The sequence below is a fragment of the Tenuifilum sp. 4138str genome (assembly GCF_041102575.1).
Lineage (GTDB): Bacteria > Bacteroidota > Bacteroidia > Bacteroidales > Tenuifilaceae > Tenuifilum > Tenuifilum osseticum.
Map to the genome: position 1 here is coordinate 123,263 of NZ_JBGCUE010000007.1, position 25,352 is coordinate 148,614.

21 protein-coding genes and 1 other RNA gene are annotated in these 25,352 nt (G+C 42.5%); 5 read left to right on the forward strand and 17 right to left on the reverse strand.

Annotated elements, in window-relative coordinates; all coding sequences use genetic code 11:
- Positions 1-325: 325 nt before the first annotated feature.
- The 4 genes from AB6811_RS08390 (at position 326) to AB6811_RS08400 (ending at position 4,976) form a co-directional block, all read left to right on the forward strand.
- A complete protein-coding gene (locus AB6811_RS08390) occupies positions 326-2,260 on the forward strand; it encodes a glycosyltransferase family protein (RefSeq protein WP_369490004.1) in 1,935 nt (644 codons plus the stop codon).
- Positions 2,261-3,601: 1,341 nt separating this feature from the next.
- Positions 3,602-4,003: a transfer-messenger RNA gene (gene ssrA, locus AB6811_RS08395) on the forward strand.
- Positions 4,004-4,282: 279 nt separating this feature from the next.
- The gene (locus tag AB6811_RS13795) at positions 4,283-4,408 is read left to right on the forward strand and encodes a hypothetical protein (protein WP_439655718.1); all 126 of its coding nucleotides are present in this window, start codon (positions 4,283-4,285) and stop codon (positions 4,406-4,408) included.
- Positions 4,383-4,976: an IS30 family transposase gene (locus AB6811_RS08400; RefSeq protein ID WP_439655719.1), complete on the forward strand. Its 594-nt coding sequence runs from the start codon at positions 4,383-4,385 to the stop codon at positions 4,974-4,976. Before AB6811_RS13795 ends, AB6811_RS08400 begins: the two co-directional genes overlap by 26 nt.
- A 172-nt stretch (positions 4,977-5,148) precedes the next feature.
- Here the strand turns inward: AB6811_RS08400 and AB6811_RS08405 are convergent, their stop codons facing one another.
- The 14 genes from AB6811_RS08405 to nifJ all read right to left on the reverse strand — a co-directional run bounded on the left by AB6811_RS08405 (position 5,149) and on the right by nifJ (position 20,658).
- Positions 5,149-5,832 carry a T9SS type A sorting domain-containing protein gene (locus AB6811_RS08405; protein ID WP_369490005.1) on the reverse strand — a complete coding sequence of 228 codons (684 nt, stop codon included), beginning with the start codon at positions 5,830-5,832 and terminating at the stop codon, positions 5,149-5,151.
- An 18-nt stretch (positions 5,833-5,850) separates the two neighbouring features.
- On the reverse strand, positions 5,851-6,123 hold the full coding sequence (locus AB6811_RS08410) for a hypothetical protein (protein ID WP_369490006.1): 273 nt from the start codon (positions 6,121-6,123) through the stop codon (positions 5,851-5,853).
- A 904-nt stretch (positions 6,124-7,027) separates the two neighbouring features.
- Entirely contained in the window at positions 7,028-7,516 is a 489-nt protein-coding gene (locus AB6811_RS08415) for a MarR family winged helix-turn-helix transcriptional regulator (RefSeq protein ID WP_369490007.1), read from the reverse strand.
- A gap of 1 nt (position 7,517) precedes the next feature.
- Entirely contained in the window at positions 7,518-7,874 is a 357-nt protein-coding gene (locus AB6811_RS08420; RefSeq protein WP_369490008.1) for a DoxX family protein, read from the reverse strand.
- Between the two features lie 84 nt (positions 7,875-7,958).
- The gene (locus tag AB6811_RS08425; RefSeq protein WP_369490009.1) at positions 7,959-9,140 is read right to left on the reverse strand and encodes an MFS transporter; all 1,182 of its coding nucleotides are present in this window, start codon (positions 9,138-9,140) and stop codon (positions 7,959-7,961) included.
- Positions 9,137-9,733, reverse strand: a complete 597-nt coding sequence (locus AB6811_RS08430; RefSeq protein ID WP_369490010.1) for a class I SAM-dependent methyltransferase — start codon at positions 9,731-9,733, stop codon at positions 9,137-9,139. Before AB6811_RS08430 ends, AB6811_RS08425 begins: the two co-directional genes overlap by 4 nt.
- A gap of 17 nt (positions 9,734-9,750) precedes the next feature.
- Complete coding sequence (locus AB6811_RS08435; protein WP_369490011.1) at positions 9,751-10,560, reverse strand: DODA-type extradiol aromatic ring-opening family dioxygenase; 810 nt, start codon at positions 10,558-10,560, stop codon at positions 9,751-9,753.
- A 5-nt stretch (positions 10,561-10,565) separates the two neighbouring features.
- The gene (locus AB6811_RS08440; RefSeq protein ID WP_369490012.1) at positions 10,566-11,123 is read right to left on the reverse strand and encodes an NADPH-dependent FMN reductase; all 558 of its coding nucleotides are present in this window, start codon (positions 11,121-11,123) and stop codon (positions 10,566-10,568) included.
- A gap of 15 nt (positions 11,124-11,138) precedes the next feature.
- Entirely contained in the window at positions 11,139-11,387 is a 249-nt protein-coding gene (locus AB6811_RS08445; RefSeq protein WP_288019264.1) for a hypothetical protein, read from the reverse strand.
- Positions 11,388-11,391: 4 nt separating this feature from the next.
- Positions 11,392-11,652: a thioredoxin family protein gene (locus AB6811_RS08450; RefSeq protein ID WP_369490013.1), complete on the reverse strand. Its 261-nt coding sequence runs from the start codon at positions 11,650-11,652 to the stop codon at positions 11,392-11,394.
- A gap of 791 nt (positions 11,653-12,443) precedes the next feature.
- Positions 12,444-13,895 (reverse strand): DNA/RNA non-specific endonuclease, encoded by a 1,452-nt coding sequence (locus AB6811_RS08455; protein WP_288019266.1) that lies wholly within the window; start codon positions 13,893-13,895, stop codon positions 12,444-12,446.
- A 169-nt stretch (positions 13,896-14,064) separates the two neighbouring features.
- Positions 14,065-16,185, reverse strand: a complete 2,121-nt coding sequence (locus AB6811_RS08460; RefSeq protein WP_369490014.1) for a sensor histidine kinase — start codon at positions 16,183-16,185, stop codon at positions 14,065-14,067.
- 278 nt (positions 16,186-16,463) lie between these two features.
- Positions 16,464-17,006, reverse strand: coding sequence for a ligand-binding sensor domain-containing protein (locus AB6811_RS08465; protein ID WP_369490015.1), 543 nt, complete (start codon positions 17,004-17,006; stop codon positions 16,464-16,466).
- A 133-nt stretch (positions 17,007-17,139) separates the two neighbouring features.
- Complete coding sequence (nifJ, locus tag AB6811_RS08470; protein WP_369490016.1) at positions 17,140-20,658, reverse strand: pyruvate:ferredoxin (flavodoxin) oxidoreductase; 3,519 nt, start codon at positions 20,656-20,658, stop codon at positions 17,140-17,142.
- Positions 20,659-20,973: 315 nt separating this feature from the next.
- Between nifJ and AB6811_RS08475 the strand changes: the two genes are divergently transcribed.
- On the forward strand, positions 20,974-22,194 hold the full coding sequence (locus tag AB6811_RS08475; RefSeq protein WP_369490017.1) for an NAD(P)-dependent oxidoreductase: 1,221 nt from the start codon (positions 20,974-20,976) through the stop codon (positions 22,192-22,194).
- A gap of 25 nt (positions 22,195-22,219) precedes the next feature.
- Here AB6811_RS08475 and AB6811_RS08480 read toward each other — a convergent pair whose 3' ends face one another.
- The 3 genes from AB6811_RS08480 to AB6811_RS08490 are packed head-to-tail and all read right to left on the reverse strand — an operon-like array spanning position 22,220 to position 25,352.
- Positions 22,220-23,206 carry a chorismate synthase gene (locus AB6811_RS08480; protein ID WP_369490018.1) on the reverse strand — a complete coding sequence of 329 codons (987 nt, stop codon included), beginning with the start codon at positions 23,204-23,206 and terminating at the stop codon, positions 22,220-22,222.
- Between the two features lie 9 nt (positions 23,207-23,215).
- Complete coding sequence (aroA, locus tag AB6811_RS08485) at positions 23,216-24,463, reverse strand: 3-phosphoshikimate 1-carboxyvinyltransferase (RefSeq protein WP_369490019.1); 1,248 nt, start codon at positions 24,461-24,463, stop codon at positions 23,216-23,218.
- Positions 24,432-25,352, reverse strand: coding sequence for a shikimate dehydrogenase family protein (locus AB6811_RS08490; RefSeq protein ID WP_321623074.1), 921 nt, complete (start codon positions 25,350-25,352; stop codon positions 24,432-24,434). Before AB6811_RS08490 ends, aroA begins: the two co-directional genes overlap by 32 nt.

The following is a 25,352-nucleotide window of genomic DNA, read 5'->3' on the forward strand; positions in this document are numbered from 1 at the left end:
GCTCTCCAACCCCCTCATATCCTCAATTTTTCTTTTAACTTTTAACTTTTCACTAGTCCTAACTCCCTCTAACTTCCTCTAACTTCCTCTAACTCCGCCATATTCTTAATTCTTCCGGTTCACGGTTCACGTTTAACTTCCTCATATTCCAACTCATTCCGGCTCATTCCAGCTCATTCCTCAAGAAATTAACCCGGTTGAATTTGCTAATTCATGGCATTTGGGTTTAAATATTAATGTTATTTTTATGCCGGTATTCGATGTTTCAATTCGTGTTTTCTATTTTTACTATTTGCTTAAACAACAGTAACTAAACCTTACTAGCATGAACTTTAACCGTTTCATTCAATCCTTGAGCGAGGTTAGCGAAAGGCGACTGATGTATGCGCTTATAGCGGTTATACTTGTTATCAACATGGCAGTTCTGGTTCTCAGCAATGGCTATTCTGGCGGATCGTACTCTGTTATGCACTACCAGTTTGCCCGCTGGGCATTTGCTAACCCCGAAAACCTATTAAATTCTTGGGCAAACCCTCTTTTTACATTACTTGCTGCACCCTTTGCCTTGCTTGGCTTTAAATCGCTCCAGCTAATGAATATCATTCTGGGTATACTATCGGGGTACTTTGCGTACAGGGTAGCCAAGGAACTGAAAATGAAAACCCCGCTGCTGGCATTGGTTATATGTAGCTTTACTCCCGTTTTTATGATGACATTCTATGGGGGCACAACCGAAATCATGTTTGCCTTTTTCGCGATACTTGGGACATTCCTTCTGATTAAGGATAAATTCTTAGCAGGAGCAATAGTTATATCGCTATTGCCACTTATCCGTCTCGATGGTTTTATCCTATTGCCAGTTTACGCAATCTATTTTTTACGCTGGCGCAGGGCTAAGTATTTGCCGCTTCTTTTTAGTGCAACCGTGCTATATAGCTTAATAGGATTGATGCTTGGTAAGAACCTTTTCTGGCTATTTGATGGGGTAACGCTTTGGAGCGATAGTATATTTGGACATGGCTCTTTTACCCAGTTTATTGTTCGCAGCCCCGGATTTTTTGGAATACCCAACGAGATATTCTTTGTAACCGGTTTGGTGGCCGGATTATGGTTATACCTACGTGAGCGGAGGGAGTACTCGCAAGAGTTTGTGCTTGTGGTTTTACCATTTGTAATCTATTTTTTGGCCCACTCATTTGCATGGTGGCAGGGTATGGGCAATTCGCAGGGTTTATCGCGCTACATGGCTGCAATTGTTCCATTTATGGCTGTAATGGCTACCCGTGGTTTATACCTTTTTGCCAAAATGTTTTTCATTATCTTCAAGAGCGAGGCAGTGCGTATAGGTGCACTTATACTGGGTTTTGCATCAATCATTCATATACCTTTTGCCATTCAGAACTATCCCGTTTCAATCTCGTCAACCGATTGGGCTTTATCCGATGCTGCCAGCTACATTAAGGAAAATGGTTTAAGCGATAAAAGGATTTACTTTACTAACCCAACTTTATTCTACTACCTCAATAAGAACCCAAAGTGTAGTAGCTGCATTGAGGTAAAGAACACTGCTGAGCTTAATTCGATGCAGAATGGCGATTTGTTTATTTACGATGTTGCACTGGGTGCAGTGAACAAAATCGACCTCGATTCGTTGCTTACCTCTGCCCAATTCAGATTGATACAGGTATTTAACCCCGAAACACCGGTATATGCCTTTGGCAAACCTTACCAGGTTGCTTTGCTGGAGCGTACCAACCCCGACACCCTAACCGTAAGTGAAAATCATAAGATTGTTTCGGGCGCAAATAAAACTTTTATTACCCTTGTTAGGTACGATTTTGATACAGCAACGCCTACCGATACCGCCACTGTGTCAACCTCAAAGATTAATCGTACAGCGTATTTCCGTATACCCAAAAGGAAAGAGAATTACCTGGTTAGCGCCCTTAAACTCGACTCCATCCAGCCCGTCCAGCCCATTGAGTTAAAGGTATCGTACCGTCAGTTCCGAAAAACCTCCGATGAGAACCTAAGGTATTTTGTCGAGGCCATTTCCAATGGGGATTCTATGTATGAAAGGGTTTTTGAGGTAAATACCCCCGATACGGCCAACCCCGATGAGTGGCACGACGTTAGCTTCAACATAATCCTGCACAACATTGAGGTAACCCCTGAACTTACTATCAGAACGGGATTCTGGAACAAGCGTAAGGGTGAGTTCCTTATTGACGACTATAGGGTTGAGGTAAGGGTAAAATGAAATCTGCTAAACCAAGGTCGTTTAGTTGATAAAAACAAACACTCCTTTTGTTGTCATCCTGAGCACAGCGAAGCTTCTATTGAATAGTGTGCAGTGTATAGTATGCAGTGTACAGGGAAGATGGAGAGTAGTGTTTGGTTTTTAGTGTTTCGTGAAATGCTTTTTTCACTATCAACCATCAACTATCAACTGTCAACTCTGCTTGTCATCCTGAGCAAAGCGAAGGATCTATTGAATAGTGTACAGTGTGCAGTGTACAGTGTGCAGTGTACAGGGAAGATGGAGAGTAGTGTTTGGTTTTTAGTGTTTCGTGAAATGCTTTTTTTTCACTATCAACCATCAACTATCAACTCTTCTTGTCATCCTGAGCGCAGCGAAGGATCTCTGACCGACCTAATGAGATGTTTCGCTAGTGCTCAACATGACAATAGGTTCATAAACAACGAACAACCTTTCCAGCCCCGTAGGGGCTAAACATTTGTAACTCCAGTACGACTCCCACGCGTATAGCGATGCACGCAATGCATCTACCAAAGAGCAACACTGAAACGTTGCATCGCAACAATAAAGCATGCCAAAGAGCGACATATCCGTTCTTTCTTGTCTTGATACAAGAAAGAACCAAAGAAAATCAAGGCTGAAAAGCCCGTCCCGATGGGTGCCCCGTGGGTGGAACTGCCACGCGATACTATTCGCCACGCCTGCGGCATGACTCATGTGGTATCGCTTACTTAACCAACCGCCACGTTCCACCCCCGACCCATTGTCGGGTCAGGCTTTTATGCCAATACAAACTTCTTCCGCTCTATTCCCTCTTTGGGGAAATGGTTGGGGTGAGGTCGTTTTTCACGAACAACGAACAACCTTTCCAGCCCCGTAGGGGCTAAACATTTGTAACTCAATTACGACTCCCCCACGTATAGCGATGCACGCAATTCTTTTTCCAAAGAGCAAGGGTGATGCGTTGCATCGCCACTGAAGAGCATGCCAAAGAGCGATTAACATACAACCAAAAAAGTGAATATGGGAATGATTGTATAAAGAGATGCTTCGACTAGCTCAGCATGACAATAAACAAACGAAAAACGAAAAACGAACAACGATTTACGAAAAAGTCCTTAGTCAATCCGATCGAAGCGAAGCATTTCATCCATAGTGTACGGAGTGGGCGGTATTAGGTTTATAGCCGATCTGCGTAAATCGAGCCAATCAGTGTTATCTGTGTTCTATTATTTGACTATCGCTATACAATTTAGCACAGACAATTTATGAAACAAATATTATCCATAGTCGTAAAATAAGTTTACTTAAAAGCATTATATTTGCAGTTCAATCAGCCAGGGGGCTGACGTGGTTTTGACAGCAAGTAGAATGGGTTTGTAAGCATGCCGAGCGTCGTGAGGCCGGCTCGTTAATCCCGGGCACAAACCAATAAACGGCGAAACTAACTACGCTCTCGCTGCCTAATAACTCCAGGAGTTAAGGCTTAATCCCTGCGCCAAGGATGTGCGGGGACGAGATGTCCCGCCGGAAATTACGCCCTGTTGTTTCCGGCATATGGGGCACCGATCAAACGGGGATAGTTGGGGCGACACCTTTAAACCCCAATGAAACAACCAAAGGTTAAGGATTGGTTCGGTCGCCTTTCACCTGGCCAATCCCGACAACCAAGAAAGGCTAAGCATGTAGAAAGCAAACTGGTTCCTTGTTTGGACGAGGGTTCGATTCCCTCCAGCTCCACAAAAACTGATTCAAAAAAATTCAAAACACCCTAAAACATCAAATTTTAGGGTGTTTTTGTTTTTTGCATTCTTAGATTTTCATTGTAAACGCAACTTTTAGGGGAATTAATTTAGGAGCGTAAGAGAAAAAACTAACTTTTTCAAGAACGGGGAGAAAGGTTTTGAGCTATCCCCCTTCGTTCCTGACGGTTAAGTGGCTATCTTCGCCCCCTAAATCACCCCAGAAATAAGTTGCAGGATGAGACACCTAACACAGGAGCAAAGGTACACAATTTCACAAATGCTAGAGGCGGGGTATAGGAAAAGTGAAATAGCCATGACCATCGGGGTGAGCAAGATCACGGGAACCCGGGAGGTCAGGCGCAACACTGCACGAGTACCTGCGACGGGGCAAGCCCTACCGTAGGCTCACGGGCAGGTACACCGATAACAGGGGGTGCATTCGCAACCGCAGGGACATCAGCGAGCGGCCGCCCGAGGTGGATGCCAGGGTTCGCTTTGGTGACCTAGAGGTGGACACCGTCATCGGGGCAAACCACCGGGGGGCGCTGTTGACCATCATCGACCGGCTTTCCGGTTACCTCTGGATCCGGAAGCTGGAGGGTAAAAACGCTGCCGAGCTGGTGGGAAAAGCCCTCAAGGTCCTCTTGCACTGGAAGCCCTGGCTGCACACCATCACCGCTGACAACGGCAAGGAGTTTGCTGAGAATGAGGCTATAGCCAAAGATCTGGGAATTTTATTTTACCTTGCCAAACCATACCATTCCTGGGAGAGAGGGGCTAACGAGAACGCCAACGGGCTGATCCGCCAGTTCTTCCCCAAGAAAACCTGTTTGGATACCATCTCTCACGAACAGGTCTTGTGGGTGGAGAGGCTGCTAAACAAAAGGCCCAGAAAGCGTTTAGGGTTTTTAACCCCAAAAGAGAAACTAGAGGAATTATTGTTTAACAAAAAAGTTGCATTTACAGCTTAAATCTACCCCTCATCAGCAATATCTGTAAGGCTAAATTGTTTATATTCTTTACATTTGCTCATGATTGCTTTTTAAGAACTCAAATTTAAGCTTTTCTAATTTAACTTGTTATAATTCAAAAGCTTGCTCTATTCGAACAGACATTGGGAAAGCTTATTATTTAATTAATTACTTACTGTTTAATTAGTTTAATTGTTGTAAGCCTATTGCTGTTAATGATTTGAACAATATATATCCCTTTTTCCCATTTTTTTGTTGTTACTACCGTTTGCTTATTTTGAATGGTCGTGTTTAACACTTCTTTTCCTTCAACACTGACTACTTTTAATTGGATTGTTCCGGTTAAGCTTCCTACATCTATGGTAAACTGTTCGTTGGTTGGGTTGGGGTATAAATTGATGTTGGCGGCAGTGGGTGAAATAGTGGAAGTAGAAGAACTTATATCAAATACCCGTACATGTCCGGCATAGCTTCCGTTTCCGGCATTACCATCAGCCCCAATGGCCACGGTATTGGCATCGGGCATGCTCACGGAAGTGCCTGAATAGTCATTAGCTGCTTCGCCGTCAATGTCTGCGAGTTTTTGCACCCAACTGGTGCCGTTCCAGGTGTAAATGCGTACATGGCCAGCATCTGTGCCATTTCCGTCATTACCAAGAGCCCCAATGGCCAAGGTATTGGCATCGGGCATGCTCACGGAATAGCCTGACCAGTCACCAGCTGCTTCGCCGTCAATGTCTGCGCCTTTTTGCACCCAAGTGGTGCCGTTCCAGGTGTAAATGCGTATATGGCCGGCATCGGTGCCGTTTCCGTCATTAGCATAAGCCCCAATGGCCAAGGTATTGGCATCGGGCATGCTCACGGAATAGCCTGATCAGTCACCAGCCGCTTCGCCGTCAATGTCTGCGCCTTTTTGCACCCAAGTGGTGCCGTTCCAGGTGTAGATGCGTACATGGCCGGCACTAGTGCCGTTTCCGGCATTATATGGGGCCCCAATGGCCACGGTATTGGCATCGGGCATGCTCACGGAATAGCCTGACCAGTTACCAGCCGCTTCGCCGTCAATGTCGCCGCCTTTTTGCACTTGGGCGTTGACAATGCTGTTGATACTGATTAAAGTAAGTACCGTTAATAATTTAGATTTCATGTGTTTATAATTGATTTTTCAAGGTCAAATGGAACACGCCATTTATACTCATCTTCCTGTGTGTTAAAGGTTTTAGCATGGCTTGTTTCATCTTAATTATATTTTTGCCTTTGTTCAAATATATGTATATAATATAAACAAATTTAAAAAAATACTTTTTTGCTAGTTTATGTGATGAGATAATGCAATACAACAAGGGTTAAGAAAATTGAGCTAGAACAAGCGTTTATACAGTAAATAACTTTGCTATATGCCGTATATTCAGTGTTTGGATAGTCTATAATTATTAATACTTTGTGTTTTCATTTGTTTCGTAACAGTTGTATGGAAATCTGATTCAACGTTTTATAACTTACTGAAAAATTATACATAAAGATACCTTATATTTTTATTGTTGAAATGCGGTTAAAGGTTCCGCTAACCGGGTCAAAATCGGCTGTTCCCCCAAAATATCCGGTGGTATAGACATTTCCCGAAGCATCTATGGCGATGGGTTTTCACTCCTCAGCATATGCCCCCCGAATTGTTTAGCCCAAACAAATTATTGGGCGTTTGTAAATGTGCTTCAGCCTAAAATTTGAGCTTTGCGAGTGTTGTAATTGTTTTTCTTTCCATATTAATTTTGCTTTGATATGTTCTAAAAATTCATTTTAGTTTTTGATTAAAAAAAAAAAACAGTAGAACCCTAAACTGTAGCTTCTAAATCATCTTAAAATAAAAAAAATTTTTTATTTGCAACTTCTTAAAATTCAATTTCTTCTATCTGTCAGTCATTTATAACACAAATTGGTTTTTGACTTTATTGATGGTAAAGGTCGCATGTATGGTGTCGTTTAGCAATTCGAAGCACGAACTTGTCAAGCCGTTACAACGTTTATTAGATGCAACACCCTAGAAATTAGAACTATCTGCCAAATGCACTACCGCCATGTGCTTTATTTTTTTTTTCTCTAATTTTATCCAGCAATTGATTCAATATATTAACTTCTTCAATCGTTAAATTACCAAGCAAGGTATCTGCTTTCATTTCACAACTATACATTTTATCGAGAAGCTCCAGTCCTTGTGCTGTTATTTCAACTGATTTTTGTCGTCTGTCGGCAGGGTTTTCTTTTCTGCTTACCAATCCTTTTTCAAATAACCGGTCAACAATTCGGCTAACATCAGAATCTTTATCGAGCATACGTTCTTTGATAAAACCGATAGAAAGCGGGGCCTCGGAACGAAAACCCCGCAATATTCTAAGCACATTGTATTGTTGTTCGGTAAGTCCATGTTTTTTAAGTGATTGATAGAACTCATAACTCAATTGTTTTGCAGTATAGGTTAGATTTATCAATCCTTTGTGATATTCGTTCCGAAATCTTCCTTTTATTTCGTCTTCAATTTTCATTTTATTTTATCTTAAAAAAATCAGGTGTTCTTAAATAAAAACCAACCCAAACTAAAATAAGAACAGCACTTGGCATTATAATACTCATACCCCCTGTCATGTGAATAATAATGGCTCCGCCCATGTAGGAACTGAGTAAAAGCGTTCCAAATCTATTTGTTTTTGGAAACAAATATAATAGGGCAGAGGTGATTTCGCCCAAAGCGATAATTATCCGCCAGTCACCTAAATTCATTTGTTCCATTTGTTCTGGATGAAGAAACAATTTTCCACTAGCACTAAACAAGTAAAGTGCTGTTAATAAACCGGCAATTACCCATCCGGCAATTTTGTGAATCTTTTCAACTTTTGGTGTCATAATTTTTTTGTTTTAAATGATTAAACTTTATTGATTCTAAATATTGACAAATACTCCAATTGCATGAGGAGCCTGATTATATTTTCACTTCTGTTTCATTTTCTCTTCCGTAAGCATGGTAAATAAAACCAATAGGCCAAGTATGGCAATAAAAGCACCCAAATAATAGGCGCCACTTAAACCGCTTATAGTAAAACCGATTCCAATAATAATAGGTCCAAGTGTTTGTCCTAATCGTAAAACCATGCCATTCAATGACATAAATGCACCTCGTTGGTTGTCGGGGGCAAGATTTGCTAAAACCGTTTGTAAACTCGGCATATTTAATGCTTGTGCGCTGCCAAAAATTAATACAATCGATATAAAAAGATATAGACTCGTTATATTAGGTACTAACAATAAGACCATTAAATAGAGAAAAAAAGCCGTTTTTAACAAAAATAAACTGCCAAACTTGTTGGTAAGTTTCCCTATTTGCGTTGCAAAAATTGCTGATGTAATTGAACTTAATGACAACATGAGTCCAATACCAGGTGCCGATAAATTAAATTTTTGTTTCAGCAGAAATGGGATATAAGTTAAAAACGCCCCGTAAAGAATAATGAAGGTTATTACACTTAAAATAAAAATAGCAATAACTTCTTTTTTTAAAATGCTTTTTGAAATCGCCTGAAAATATTCTTTTAAATTTTGAGATACATCAAATTCGGGTTCTTCCATACCAAAAATCACAAAAAATCCTACAGGTATAGCCAATAAGGGTAAAACAAAAGGATAATACCAAGCAAATCCGGCCAGTGCCCCACCAATAAGCGGATAGCTCGCTGTGGATAAACTCAAAACACTTGCATTATACCCCATGGCAGCAGGTCGTTGTTTCCCTTTGAAAAAATCACCAATCAACGTTACATTCAGAGAGCCAAGTGATGCAGCACCAATACCCTGCAAAACCCTTAATAAAAGGATAATATAAAAATCGCGAATGAAAAATATTGCAAAACCTGCTATGGCAAAAATAAACAAGGAGGGAACAAGAATTTTTTTTCTTCCCTTGCGATCGGCGTATATTCCGGCAAGTGGTGTTAAGAATATACCCGGTAGTGTAAATGCACTAATGAGAAGCCCTATGCGTGTTTTGCTTAAATTGAGTGCATCAGCCATTTGTGGCATGGCAGGGGTTATACTTGCAACACCCATTACAGCAATCAGTGTAATGCCGAAAATCACATACAGCTTTCGGTCTTTTAACAAACTACTTTCTCTCATTTCAGTCCTATTAATCGAATTACCGAAGCTTTTCCATTATGTTGCTTCCCTTCATTCAATTGGATCTCCATCTTTTCTGTTATTAATTCCGTTAAATCGGCAAAATCACTTTGAAGTTCTTCTTCAGAAAAGAGCATTTCAATTTTACTTGGTCCTCCGCTGTTGTAATGAATTTGTTCTTTGGAAAATCCCTCCAAAATAATAGTCCCTTTGGGCTTTAAAAAACGAATAAGTTTTTTATGATTGTCAGCTCTTGACAAAGTATGCGCGTAAAACAAACCAATCAGATCGAAAAAATCATCGGGATAATCAGCCTCTTCAAAAGAAGAGAGGGTGTAATGAATTTCTACATTGTTTTCGGAAGCTAATTGCTGAGCTTTTTTTATAGCCTCGGAACTGCTGTCGAAAGCATAAACCTCCCAACCCAATTTTGCGGCATATACAGCATTCCTGCCTTCGCCTTCGGCCGGAAGTAAAATTTTTCCGGGCTTGTGTTTTGCTAATTCCTGTTTAAAAAACTCATTGGGTTCTTTGCCGTAAACATATTCTTTTTGAGCATATCGTTCATCCCACTTGTTTTTTATGTCATTCATATTTTCTTGATTTAATGTTATCCGAACTTATATCCTGAAATTTTCACCCCCATAAGTGTACCGCTGTAATCTATGTTTCCTGTGTCGTTTCCTGCTGCTCCGGCTGCTACAAACAAAGGCACCAAGTGCTCACTTCTCGGGTGGCATTCCATGGCAGCAGGAGCCTTTTGCCAATTTTTTAATGCTTGATTTCTCGCATTTATGTCGTTGTTTAAAACCGTTTTTGTCAGCCAGTCATCAAATTTTTGTGCATTATCGCTTGTATTTGAATTTTGGGACATAAACCCACGCATGTTGTGATAACTCATTCCCGAGCCGATAATCAGCACGCCTTCGTTACGCAGAGGTTCAAGGGCTTTCCCCAGTTTGATATGGGTTGCCGGCTCAAGCGTTTTTACTAATGAAAGTTGAACCACAGGGATATGGGCTTTAGGAAATGCAACCATCAGCGGCACAAAGGTTCCGTGGTCGAAGCCGCGATGGTATTCTCTTTTTGTTGTAAAACCGCTTGCCCGAATCAGGTTTTCAATCTGATCAGCCAATTCAGGGTTGCCAGGTGCAGGCCAGTTTAAATGATATGTTGATTCGGGGAAACCATAGTAATCATAAAGTAAAGGCGGATTGGACCCAAAGTGAACGGTTGGGACATCTTCTTCCCAATGGGCTGAAATGACAAGAATTGCTTTTATTTCTTGGCTGAATTGCCTCCCCAACTTTTCAAGATATTCCTTTAGGTGGCCATACCCCACGGGGTCGTCAAAGGCATCGTTCATAACATGCCAGGGGCCACCTCCGTGAGGAATAAAATAAACCGGCAACCTTGCCATAGATACTATTTCCTTAAACTTTTAAGCGCAGTCCCCCAGCTAATGAGCTGATCAAGCATAGCATGTAGATTTTGCTCATGCAATTCAGCGGGTTTAAACACACTGAAATTTTCAAAGTCGGTAAACAGTGAAAGCAGTACCTGCGTCCGTACATCAGCAACCTGAAGTTCGCCCATTATCAATCGAAGATGTTCAACTGCTCTTGCACCACCTGCCGAACCGTAGCTAACAAATCCTGCAGCTTTGTTGTTCCATTCTGCAAATAAGTAATCAAGGGCATTTTTTAAAGCACCGGGTAGGGAGTGGTTATACTCACCGGTTACAAAAATAAAGGCATCGAGCGATTTGATTTTTTCTGCCCAGGCTTTTGTGTGTTCATTTTGATATTGACCCATTGATGCAGGATACGGTTCGTCAAGCAGCGGCAAGTTGTAAGCTTTTATGTCCACTATCTCATATTCCGCATCATTTCTTTTTGAAGCCAATTCATATACCCATTTGGCAACTTGTTCTGCGTTGCGACCTGGACGGGTACTTCCTAAAATTATTCCAATTTTTAACATAATATATCCTCCTTTTTATTTGTTTGATTTTAATTGTTCTTCAATTGCATCTAAGCGGTCGTTAGCACCGTGAACCATCATTGTCACACGCACAAATGGCAATGCTAATAATAGCAAGGCAATTGAAATAAGCAGATTAAACGTGTCGAAGTTTACAATATTCAACACAATCCCAACTATACCTATTAAGGCTGCAATAATTCCACCCGGTACTCCAAGTGGGCATCTGAGTTTTTTCGTTTTTCCCATTGTCTTAAATTTCATTGTGTTAATATGAATTGAGTTTATTGATTAATTCTTGCTTTGTAGGAACACTTCTAAATACGATTTCATTATTTATCAGCAATGTGGGTACTGAATGTATTCCTAATTTCATTGACCGTACCATGCCAACAGGCCCGTTTGCCAAGGTCGTTTTCAACTCAAACCTATCACCAAATTCGGGTAAAATATCCTTCAACATTTTCTTCAACGTCTTACAGTTGGGGCATGTAAGCGTGTAATACATTTCTATTTTGATTTTTTCCATAAGGCTATTTTGTTTGTTGTTTTTGAGTCAAAAAAGTTAACGGAACCTTTTTTATTGTGTTTTATGTGTATATATCCATTTTTCTCATAAATAAAAGTACAAACATAATATGTTGAAACATATATTATGAAAGATTGTTCACTACAGCTTAAAAAAACTTTTAATTTATACTATCGTTTTGTTTTAGGATGAGTTTTTTGGCATTGTCGGTAACGGTTGGCGGTATGGTTAGTAAGGGAATGCGGGATTTTCCTCAGTCAAGTTACAGTTAATTTTGGAACGTCTCACTACACTCCAAAAACCACTGAACCCCTTATTAACTAAACCGCGCGTTGGCAACTGGTTTTGATTCTTTCCGTCTGTTAATCGGTTTATTAGCCATTTAGTATTTGTCTTTTTTATACTGCACAAACCTATCCACGAAGTACGAATTTATTTTGTTTTTTTTGAGCGTTGGCAAATGCAGCGCATTCACGAACACCTATAAAAAACAAACAAACTGTGAGTAATCCTAAAACCGTCCTAAAAGTCGGTTACTTGGGCGGAAAAGATGGAAGCTATTCCCCCTGCTAGCGCGGATTTGTAATCCGTGCTAGCAACATAAATGCGAAACCCGCCTGTTTTGGGTGGGTTTTGTTACGTTTTAGAGGGCGAGCTGCTGTACCCTTCGCTTTGTGATGAATGCTTCCCCTTGCTCGAGCATGACTTCCTGTCGCGTTCGCTTATTTTTGTGGAATGCACTAGGGAACGCACACCAGTATTGAGGTTTTTGCTATTAATGGAGCCATGGCTTATTGGTTATCCACCTTTGCCTCAAGGGCGTCCTGAATATCGGTAGGTATGTTTGTGAAAAAATTGTAACCGGTTAGGTTCTCAACGGAATCGACACTTACCCGGTAGTATGTCCACTGGTACTTTGAACACTCCTGATTGTTAGGAATAACCACTGCAATAACCCTTGTTGAGGTGTTAATGCGCGATATGTCGTTGTTACCATTGGGGAGCACAAGCGCAATTTTCCATACATGGCTTGGAACCACAACGCCCGATTTTAGAATGGTGAAAGTGCCCTTGCTGCTGGTTCCTCCCTCGCCGTAAGGCCCACTGATTATGTAAAGCTCTGAACCGCTTTTTGCCAAGTTCCGGCAGTAGCTTTCAAAGTTCTCCCACACTATCTGGTTATTGTTAGGTGATTGGGGTACCATGTTAGTCATCAGGAAGGTTGCCGAGTTATCCTCAACTGTTTTTGTGCGGTCGGCACTGGGGCACATATGCCCACGGTCGAAACCGTACTGGGAATAGTAAAAGTCCGATTCGGTTACGCGGTACCATGTGTCGGGCAATGTGTAATCGGCCCTGAAATCATCCTGGCGCGAAACGCTACCCAGCCAGCTGGAGTTTAGGTGCCATGCCACCCAGTTGGCAGTTCGTTTTGAGTTGTTGTACGATAAACAGTACTGGGGTTTAACCATTAGGTAGTTATTGGCACTCACAATATTGGTGGTTGCACCTGTTGGATTGCCAAGTAAAAGGTGGTCGTTGTCAACTAGTGCTGGGTTTTCGGAAGCGGTGATAAAGGTTCGTTCAACGCTGTACGATGTTCCTGCACTGGTTATTGCGTATGCACGGATATAATACTGTGTTCCACTTTCCAGGTTTTCTAAAGTAGCCGAAAAGGAGCCAGTGCCGCCATTAAGGGCAACTTTGTTATTGGCAATGGTAGGCATAGGTGATTTGCTCCAGCAGAATCCCCTTTCAGTTACCGTTTCACCTCCTGCCGAGATAATACTTGCCGAGCATTGGGCTGCGGTTTTAGTTACTGATGTGAATGAAATATCGGAGATTGCTGCAAGTTCTGGCTGGGTTTTAAAGCTTACACTATTGCTGTATGTGGTTCCGTTGGCATTGGTGGCATAAGCTTTTATGTAGTATGTTGTGTTAGGGGCAAGACCCTTTATTGTGCTGGTGAATTCACCAATCCCCTTTCCATCAATATTCCTATAGTCTGAAATGGTTGGGTTTCCGGTGGTGTTCCAGCATACACCCTTGCTTAACACTTGCGTTCCACCATCGTCCAGTACCTTGCCATTACAAATGGCAGAATAGGTGTAAATGGTTGAAACTTCAACTGCTGAAATCTTTGGAAGAGCCTTATCATCATTACATCCAACCAGTGTAATTGTTCCCAGTAAGGTAAAAACAAGGATAAAAACCTTTGAGTATTTAATGACTGTTACTTTCATGCCAATGTTAACTTATGCTATACCGTGCAAAAGTAATTATTTAGCATGGTAAGTATAGTTAAGCTACATTTTACCGATGATTTTTAGATAAAATATGTACTTTTTCTTCAATATAGTAGTGGAATATTCTTGAATTGCCTGATAATTATAGTGATAATAATTATTTATCCTATGACGATTCAAGACCTTTTGGGATGTTAATGGTAACCCTTGTTCCTTGTGGCGTGCCATCGTGGGAGTAAAGGTCAACTATTTGAATGTTAAACTTTTGGCCGTACATGGAGTTCAACAGGTCAATGCGTTGCTGGGTAATCTGAAAGCCTCTTGAGCGGTGTGCCTTATTGGTAGTTTCTTGAATTTTACGGGCTTGCTCCCTGCCTACGCCATTGTCCTCAATGGTGCAAAGTACCGATGTTTCCATATCGCTTATGGTTACCTGCACATGGCCCGATTTGTCCGGTTTAAGCATAATACCATGCCAAATGGCATTCTCCACAAAGGGTTGTATCATCAGGGTGGGGATTTTAATATCGAGAACCGATTCATTGTTCTGGTAATCGATATCGTAGGTGAATTTCCCCTGAAGCCTGAGGGCTTCCAGCTCAAGGTAAAGCCTAAGCGATTCTAGCTCATCGCGAAGCGGAATGGCAGAGTGGAGGGAGTTGTCGAGCGTAAAACGCATTAACCGGGCAAACTTGGTAAGGTATTTATGTGAGCTAATGGTATCTTTCTCCAGTATGTAGTACTGTATGGAGTTGAGGGTGTTAAAGATGAAGTGGGGGTTCATTTGCTGGCGTAACGATTGTTGCTTGTATAGGTTGATGTTGCTAATAAGCTCATTACGTTTTTTCAGCTCTGACAACCGAATGTAATAGATAAGGTATAAAAAGCCGCTAGCAAGTAAAGTAAATAATATGATAAACCAAATCCTTTGCCAGTATGGTGGATCAACAGTAAATGCAAGGGTTGCTGGAGTGCCCCAAACTCCGTTGGAATTCTGGGCCTCAACCTCAAAAGTAAACTTACCCGGTTTAAATGAAGTGTATAGGTTTTGAGTAGCTGAGGTATAAACCCAGCTTGAGTCAAGTCCCACAATACGAGACCTGTAAAGAACCTTTCCCATATTTTTATACGATAGCCCTACATACGATATGTTTAAATACTTTGTGCCATATGGAATGTTTATACTCCCGGGTGTCCAACTGTAAGTACTATCGTTAATTTCAATTGAGGTAATGTAGGTTTGAGGTTTGTAGCTGTTAGGTTTAATTCTAGCGGTAGGCAGAATTGACAAACCGCTGGTTGTCCCAACGTATGCAATAGAATCGTTTACATAAAGCGAAACAATATCGTTACTAACTAAACCATCGCTGGTTGTAAGGTTTTGTATATTAAAACCATTACCTTCAATTGTAATAATTGACAATCCCTGCCTGGTGCCAACCCAAATCCTATTTTTATGCGCAAAGAATGTGTAAACTGAGTTTGAAATCAACCCGTCGTTTTTTGTTATCTGGAAGGTTTTCCCCTTCTTATCCAGTAAAACTATACCGGCACCATTTGTCCCAATCCAAAGCTTTTCTTCTTTTGGGTCAAAGTAAAGTGCATTGCCCGGGTATGCTAAAAGCGGATCTTCATCGCCAAGGTATTGAAAAAGCTTATTGGAGTACTTCCAAAGACCATTTGAGGTTAGGAACCAAACGTTTCCCTTGTTATCTTCCTCAATGCCAAGAATTAGAGCCGAAAACCCAGTTTCGCCGGAATGGTAAACCACTTTATTGTCCTGAATCTTAACTATCCCGTAGCCTGTTGACACCCAGTAATAATTACCCTTTCTTCCTTTAATGATTCTCCGTGGATAAACAGACGTTTCTGATTCAACCAAATGGTACTTATTGTTTTGGATGTAGCCAAGGTGTCCAAATGAGCAAATCCATAGTCTATTGTTAGCTTCATCGCCCAAAAAGTAGCGGACATACGAGGCATTACCCTGGGCTTTATGTAAGTGTATTTTTTGTACTCTACCATCTTTTGTAACCATGTCAACCCATCCCATCTGATAGCCAAGGTATATATTGCCATCCTTCTCGTACACAGCTTTTATCCTGTTATCGCTTAAGCCATTTTGGGTGGTAAGGGTTTGTATATGGATATTTGGGATATATAAAACGCCATTGTCAATGGTAGAAATCCAGTATGCTTCCTCTTTGTCCTTGAAAACTGAAGTTATTTGGAATTTCTTTAGTAACCTATTTGCGTTTAATCCATTTTGGTTTGATAATGGCGACAAGCGTAAACCTCCATCGAAATCGGCTGAAATAATATATTCATCATTGGCGCTTAACCAGATAGTTGATTTATTTTGTTTATCAACCCATTTCAGCTTATTGTTAACAAAACACGAAATGGTTTCATCGAGCGAGATGTAAAGCGTTGAATCGTTAACTTTTAGACCAAAGGCATGAACGGGGTTGCTCCCGTTAAATACTGCATTTATTGGTATTCGGGTAGTTTTACTGGGCGAATTTATAATTAGCTCTTGCTTTAGAGGTTTATCGGGATTTGAGATTAATATTTTTTTCCGTTAAATTCATTTATAACAGCTAACCCTTCGCTGTTAATACCGTCAATTTTTCGGAAAATACCTTCTGGTGTAATTTGAAAAATGCCATACTCTTTTACTCCCATGTAAACATTATCAAGGGTATCCACATAGAACGCCATCTTAATAGGCCCTTTTGATTTGGCTGGCATGTTTTGCCGTATCTTATTGTTGTGAGGGTAGGGGATTATTTTGCCATTTTCATAGTAGCAGAGTGCTCCTGAGTATGGGATAAACCAAATTCGACCCTTGTAGTCCTCGTATATTTCAAAAACAATATTATCCACAAGCCCCGATTGCACATCGAAATTTTTGAAAGAGTAGCCGTCGAACCTGCTAACGCCTGTACTGGTTGCCATCCAGATGTAGCCCTTTGAATCCTGAATCACATGGAATACCTCATTCCCAGCAAGTCCATCGTTTACGGTGAAGTTACGGTAAACAGGATCGTACTGGCCAATTGCGATGGTTGCTAAAAGCAAAAATGGTATGGTTAGAAGCCTAGACATTTATGCCGGTTGCGGGAAACTATTTTAACTAAAATTAATATATATGCTAAAATAAGAAAATAATCAAAACATTTGAGCTAACAATAAAAAAAAGCCGCACAAAGGCGGCTTTTTTTATATACATATCAACGGGTTACTCGTTACCAGCCATTTTTTTGTAAGTGTTGTAACGCCACTTAGCATTCTCCTCGGCGGCCTTGAACAGTTCCTCGGCTTGTTGAGGGAACGAGAGCAGTAACGATGTGTAGCGCACTTCCCCTTTTAGGAAATCCTGGAACAGGTTCCATTCTGGCTCCTTGGAGTCGAGCTGGAAGGGGTTCTTTCCTTCAGCCTCAAGCATGGGGTTGTAACGGTAAAGCTGCCAGTAGCCTGACTTCACGGCCATTTTGGCCTCATTCTGGGTTGCGCCCATACCCTTGCGTATACCATGGTTGATACAGGGTGAGTAAGCAATGATCAACGAAGGTCCGGGGTAGGCTTCGGCTTCCTTAATGGCTTTGAAGTACTGGTTATGGTCAGCCCCCATGGCTACCTGGGCAACGTAAACGTATCCGTACGACATGGCCATCATGCCAAGGTCTTTCTTGCGAACGCGCTTACCCGATGCAGCAAACTTGGCTACAGCAGCAGCAGGAGTTGATTTTGAAGCCTGACCACCGGTATTGGAGTACACTTCGGTATCCATTACTAAAATATTAACATCCTCACCGGTTGAAAGTACATGGTCAAGACCGCCAAAACCAATATCATATGCCCAGCCATCGCCACCAAATATCCAAACCGATTTCTTTTCAAAGTACTGCTTCAGGTTGAGCAGTTCCTTTGCTATAGGGCTATTTTCTTTTTCAAGTGCAGCAATGAGTTTTGCCGATGCTACACGCGATTGCTCTGCATTGTCTTTACCGGCAAGCCACTCTTTCATGGCTTCCTTAGTTTCAGCAGCAAAGTTCTCGTTTAGGGCCTCCTGGAGTTTCAGGGCTATGCGCTCGCGCAGCTTAGCCACACCAGTTGCTATACCAAAACCGTACTCAGCATTGTCCTCAAATAGTGAGTTAGCCCAAGCAACACCTTTGCCATCCTTGTTGGCAGTGTATGGTGTTGAAGGAGCTGAACCACCATAGATAGATGAGCAACCTGTGGCGTTAGCAACAATCATTCTATCGCCATAAAGTTGAGTAATAGCCTTGATGTATGGGGTTTCACCACAGCCTGCACAAGCTCCGCTGAACTCAAATAGAGGCTGAGCAAACTGGCTGTTCTTTACCGATTTCTCTTTACCAAGTACATCCTTGTAACCCACCTTTTCGTGCATGTAATCGAAGCGTTCAGCTTCGGCCATCTGGGTTTCGATGGGTTTCATCACAAGGGCTTTAGTCTTGGCAGGACAAACATCGGCACAGTTACCGCAACCAGTACAGTCAAGTACGCTTACCTGAATGCGGAAGTTGTAATCCTTGATTCCGCCATTGCCACGAACGGTCTTTGTTCCTTCGGGAGCGTTCTTTAGTTCCTCATCGGTTAGTAGGAACGGACGGATAGCAGCATGGGGACAAACGTATGAGCACTGGTTACATTGGATACAGTTTTCGGGTATCCATTCGGGTACATTAACTGCAATACCGCGTTTCTCGTACTTGGTGGTGCCTGCAGGGAAAGTACCATCCTCACGATCAATGAAAGCACTTACAGGTAAATCGTCGCCCTTTTGTAGGTTAATTGGTAGCACTACTTTATTAATGAATTCGGGAGCGCCTGCAATCTCTGATTGTTTCTCGGGTTCAAGGTTTGCCCACTCTGCCGGAACCTGAATTTTAATTACATCACCACCCCTATCAACAGCAGCGTAGTTCATTTTAAGCACCTCTTCACCCTTGCGGCCGTATGATTTCTCAATGGCCTTCTTCATCTCCTTAACTGCCAGTTCGTAAGGAATTACGTTGGCAATCTTAAAGAATGCGCTTTGCATTATGGTGTTGGTGCGGTTACCTAAACCTATCTCTTCTGCAATTTGCGTTGCGTTGATTATGTAGAAGTTGATGTTATTCTGGGCAAGGTATTTTTTTACCGAGTTTGGTAATTTTTCCTTAACCTCATCGATGCTCCAAATGGTGTTGAGCAGGAAGGTACCGCCCTTTTGTAACCCTTTGAGCATATCGTACTTACCAAGGTAAGCCTGAACGTGGCAAGCCACAAAATCGGGGGTGTTTACAAGGTAGGGCGAGCGAATGGGCTGGTCGCCAAAACGCAGGTGCGATACGGTAATACCTCCCGATTTCTTTGAGTCGTAGGCAAAGTAGGCCTGGCAGTATTTTTGGGTATTATCACCAATAATCTTGATTGAGTTCTTGTTAGCACCAACAGTACCGTCGGAGCCCAAGCCGTAAAATTTAGCCTGGAATGTACCCTTTGGTGAAAGGTTGATTTCTTGGCCTACAGGTAACGACTTAAAGGTTACATCGTCAACAATACCAACGGTGAACTGGTTCTTGGGTTCTTTCATCTTAAGGTTCTCAAACACAGCAATCATTTGAGCTGGAGTTGTGTCCTTGGAGCTTAAGCCGTAACGGCCTCCAACAACAAGAGGAGCGTTTTCCATGCTATAGAATAGATCCTTAACATCAAGGTATAAAGGATCGCCATTGGCACCGGGTTCCTTGGTGCGGTCAAGAACTGCTATGCGCTTAACGCTCTTGGGAAGAACCTTGAAGAAGTATTTTGCCGAGAACGGACGGTACAGGTGAACAATAAGCACACCAACCTTTTCGCCTTTCGACATCAGGTAGTCAACGGTTTCCTTAAGGGTATCGGTAACTGAACCCATTGCAATGATGATATTCTCAGCGTTGGGGTCACCGTAGTAGTTGAATGGGTGGTACTCGCGACCGGTTAGCTTGGTAATTTCCTGCATGTATGCTTCCACAACATCGGGAACGGCATCGTAGAACTTGTTAGCAGCCTCACGAGTCTGGAAGTAGATATCGGGGTTTTGGGCTGTACCGCGTGTAACAGGATGTTCAGGGTTGAGAGCCCTGTCGCGGAAAGCCTGTAGGGCTTTCTGGTCGATGAGCGGAGCCAAATCGTCGTTCTCTAAAACTTCGATCTTTTGAATCTCGTGCGATGTTCTGAAACCATCGAAGAAGTGAAGGAAAGGAACTCTGGTTTTGATGGCAGCCAGGTGAGCCACACCGGCAAGGTCCATCACTTCCTGAACACCACCGGTAGCCAACATGGCAAAACCGCACTGGCGAGTGCTCATCACGTCGCTGTGGTCGCCAAAGATTGACAACGCCTGGGCTGCAATGCTACGAGCAGAAACGTGGAATACACCCGGGAGTAACTCTCCCGAAATTTTATACATGTTGGGGATCATCAGCAACAACCCTTGCGATGCGGTGAAGGTTGATGTTAATGCACCTGATTGCAACGAACCATGCACTGCTCCTGCAGCACCAGCTTCGCTTTGCATTTCAACCACCTTTACTGTGTCGCCAAATATGTTCTTTCGACCAAATGCCGACCACTCGTCTACATACTCGGCCATGGTGGATGATGGGGTGATGGGGTAAATAGCTGCAACCTCGCTAAACATATATGCTATATGCGCAGCAGCATAGTTACCATCACATGTAATGAACTTTTTCTCTTTTCCCATTTCAGTTTGATTGTTATGATGGTTAGTAATAATTTTTAAGCCCACGCAAAGTTAATACTATTACCTGATTTTTTTCATGCTTTACAACAATTTGCAAAGTAGTACTTGAGAGTTAATGTGCTGAAAACGTTTGAAATACATCTTTTTTACTTGAAGCCCCAGTAATAATATGAAAGTAATTTGACTATTATTATGATAATATGTAACCCGATTGTGAAAATTTTAACAACGCCATAAAAAATTTTTAAAATGTGATTTCGTTTTATTAGTTTCGCAAAATTCAATTTTTGCTAAAAAAAGTTAAAACCAAGCCGTATGCCTAAACATTATAAGATTGGTATTTTAAAGGAAACCAAAACGCCACCCGATAGGCGGGTTGCCCTAACGCCTGAACAGGTTGTTGAGGTAATGAATAAGTTTGAAAACGTTGATGTGGTGGTTCAACCCAGCGAGCTAAGGTGCTATAAGGATGATGAATATCTACGCGTTGGGGTAAAGTTACAGGATGATTTATCGGATTGCGACTTACTTATCGGTGTAAAGGAGACTAAAATCCCAACTATAATCCCGGGTAAAACATACATGGAATTTGCCCACGTGGCTAAAAAACAACCGCATAATCAGAAACTTATTCAGGCATTTGCCGAAAATAGCAATACAGTTATTGATTACGAGTATTTGACTGACAAGAACGGGGTGCGCTTAGTGGCCTTTGGCCATTGGGCTGGTGTAGTTGGAGCATACAATGCCTTAAGGGCAATTTACCTAAAACACAAGTTGGGCGAGTTACCCCCTGCTCATACGCTTCACGATTACAATGAGCTTAAAGGCGTTTTGAGTGAAATTAGGTTGCCCGCACTTAAGTTTGTTATTACCGGTGGAGGCAGGGTGGCTGGTGGAGCACAGGAGGTGCTTGGGCAAGCCAATGTTGTTGAGGTTACTCACGAGGAGTTCTTATCCAGGGAATTTGATCATCCGGTTTACACCCGTTTGGATCCATGGCACTATGCCAAGCGCAAGGATGATAAACCTTTTGAGTGGGATAACTGGGTGAGTAACCCAGCCGACCACGTAAGCACTTTCTTACCCTATGCTCATACTGCCGATGTGTTTATTGCTTGCCATTACTGGGATTTTCGTTCGCCCCACTTTTTCACGGTTGATGATATGAAGCAACCCGATTTCAGGATTTCAATTATTGCCGATGTAAGTTGCGATATTCCCGGCCCAATACCTTCAACCATAAAGGCTTCAACCATTGCCGATCCTTTCTTCGACTTCAATCCAACAACCGGAAAGGAGGAACCTGCATTTTCGTGTGGCATGAATGTTACCGTTATGTCAATTGATAATTTACCCGGCGAGCTACCACGGGATGCCAGCGAGTTTTTTGGCCGATTGCTTATTGATAAGGTGCTACCGCATTTACTGTGCGACGATTGCGAGGGAGTTATTGAGCGAGCAACTGTCCTAAAGGATGGCAAGTTAACTCCCCGATACGCATACCTACAGGACTACCTCAGCGGGAAAGAGTAGTAAACGCGTTTTTAACCGGTGAATATCACCGGTTTTTTCTTGCCCGTTCAGTTAGCAGTAAGTCGGCAAGGGCAATTGCTGTAATGGCTTCAGCAACAACAGGGACCCTGAGCGCAATACAGGTATCATGCCTACCCTGAACTGTTAGTGATTCTGTTTTTCTGGTTTTAAGGTTTAGGGTTTGCTGTGGTTTTGCTATGCTTGATGTGGGTTTTACTGCTATTCGGAAAACCAATGGATTACCGTTAGTAATACCCCCATTTATTCCACCGGCATGGTTGGTGGCTGTGCTTCCAGAGCTGTCAGTAATCAGGTCGTTATGTTCTGAACCACGCATACGCGATGCTGCAAAACCCGAGCCAAACTCAATACCTTTTACGGCAGGAATGGAAAACGCCAGATGGCTTATTACCGATTCAGCTGAATCGAAAAATGGTTCACCGAGGCCTATGGGGATTCCCGTGGCAACGCATTCCACAATTCCACCTATGGAATCGTTTTGCTTTTGGGCTTCGGCAATGGCTTCGTCAATATTAGTTTTGCCTCCTGCCTCAATGAGCCTTGCTTCAATGCTAACCTGGGGTATTACCTTTTTGGCCACCACACCGGCTGCAACCAGCCCAAGGGTTAGTCGGCCCGAGAAATGTCCGCCCCCGCGGTAATCGTTGTAACCGTCAAACTTATGGTATGCAACAAAATCGGAATGCCCGGGACGGGGAACATCTTTCAACTTATCGTAATCGCCCGATTTTGTATTCTCATTCCTGAAGAGTATTGTTAAAGGGGCACCTGTAGTGTAGCCGTTAAACCAACCAGTAGCAATCTCGGGTATATCGCCCTCAACACGGGGAGTGGTTCCTATTGCACCAGCCCTACGGCGGGCTAGATCGTCTGTAAAGTCGTCAGCATTTAGCTTTATTCCATGTGGCAAGCCATCAATAGTTACACCTACCATGGCTCCATGCGATTCGCCAAAGATACTGACCCTGACTATTCTACCAAATGTGTTCATATGGTTGCCCTAAAAATTATCGACTTGCATTTTGTAAAGATCGTCAAAAAAGTTTGGATACGATTTGTTTACCGCCTCAGCATTCTCAATTTCAACATCTCCGTTTGCTGAAAGTGCTGCAACAGCACATGCCATGGCAATGCGATGGTCGCCATGCGAGTATGTAATTGCCGATTTGATACTCGTTCCATTTACTACCATCAGGTTGCCAACAAGTTCAATTTTAACGCCCATTTTCCCAAACTCTTGCTGTAGGGTAAGCGCTCTGTCCGATTCCTTTCCGTGTAAACGGTTTACCCCAAGTATTTTTGACTGTCCATTGCAGTTAGCTGCAAGCGCCACAAGTGGCGGAAAAAGGTCAGGACAGTTACGTGCATCAAAATCGAAAGCCTTCAGGTTGGCTCTTTTGGCTACTATGCTGTTTTCACGAATCGATAGCGAAGCTCCGGCACTCAGTAAGGCTTCAACTATAGCCCTATCGGCTTGTAACGATTTTGGGTTAATGTTTATAACCTCAACCTCACCTGCAATTGCCCCAGCCACCAGCATGAATGCGGCTCCACTCCAGTCCCCCTCCACGTTAAAATTACTGGCTTTATATTTCTGGTTTACGGCTATGCGGTAAGTGTTGCCTGGCAGTTCATCAACCCTAACGCCAAATGCCTTCATGGTTTCTATGGTAAGGTCGATATATGGTTTGCTATTCAAGTTATCAACCTTAATGGTTACATCGTTTTGGGCAAAAGGCGAAGCCATGAGTAAGCCGGTAAGTGCCTGTGAACTTTGTGAGCCATCTACAGTAATGTATCCACCCTGTATGGGTCCCTGAACAGTAATTGGTAACTTCCCGTTGTTAGTGGTACACCTAACGCCAAGCTGCGCTAAACCATCGGTAACCATGTTCATTGGGCGGTTGGTTAATGAGCCGCTACCGGTAAGGGTTACGGGCGTATTGAATATGGATGCAATGGCAGCAAACATCCTGATGCTTAACCCCGATTCGCCACAATGCAATGTATCATTAGGGCTTTTGGGGCCTCCCGTAATGGTTAGTTTGCTCCCATCGCCCACTATATGGGCACCAAGTTTCTTACAAGTGTCGATGGCGGCAAGGCAATCGTTACTGTTGCCTGCATTGTAAATTATCGATTGTCCTTCGGCCAAGGTTGCCAATGCAATTGCCCGTTGGGCAACGCTTTTCGATGCTGGCGCTTGAACCGTCCCTTTAACTGCCGAAGGTTTTACTAATTTCTTCATCCAAGAATTGCTTAAATTCATTATCGTTGCTTGCCGATATAAGTAAATCGTAATCAGTAAACAATTTTTTATTATCTACCCTTTGTATCCATTGGGCTTTCAGGTAGTTAAGTGTTAACTCATTTTCTACCGCTACGCTCATGATTTCAACATCAGGCGCTTTACCAGTAAAAATTTTAAACGCCTCCACTGCTTGATGGATAAGCCATTGCTTACCTGAAATTACCCTACACCCAAAGCTCATAAATTGCTCGCTTAGGCTCGAAGGGCGGTAATTGGCATCGAGTAGAACTAGATTTCGGGGTATGTTAACCCCCAAAAAAGGGTTTGCGTTAGGGAGTAAAGCCGAAACTACTACCTCAAAGTAGGAGAGTTTATGGGAAACTTCGTCAAAATCTATGTAATTTACGTTTAGTCTTTTACCTATTTCAATGGCTTTTTGGGTGGTTCTGTTGGCAATATGCACCACTGCACCTGCTTTTTTCAGTCCATATACAGCAGCTGTTGCAGCTGGACCAGCACCTAATACCAGCACTTTCCTACCTATTAGGGTAACACCTGCGTTAACCAAAGCATTTACAACACCGTTCCAATCGGTATTGTAACCGGTAAGTTTGCCGTTCTGGTTGGTTATGGTATTTACCCCGTGTATTTCGGCTACTTCATCGCTAACATGGTTCAGGTATTTGATAACATCTTCCTTAAAGGGTGTGGTAATATTAGCACCTTTAATACTATAGTTTAGGATGATGTTGGTTAGGTCATGTGCACTTCTGGGGCGAATCCTGGTGTATTTGGCATCGATACCCATTCCCCTGAAAACGCTATTGAATAGCTGTGGGCTTTTGCTGTGCAGTATAGGATTACCAAAAACTGCGTAGGTTTCCAT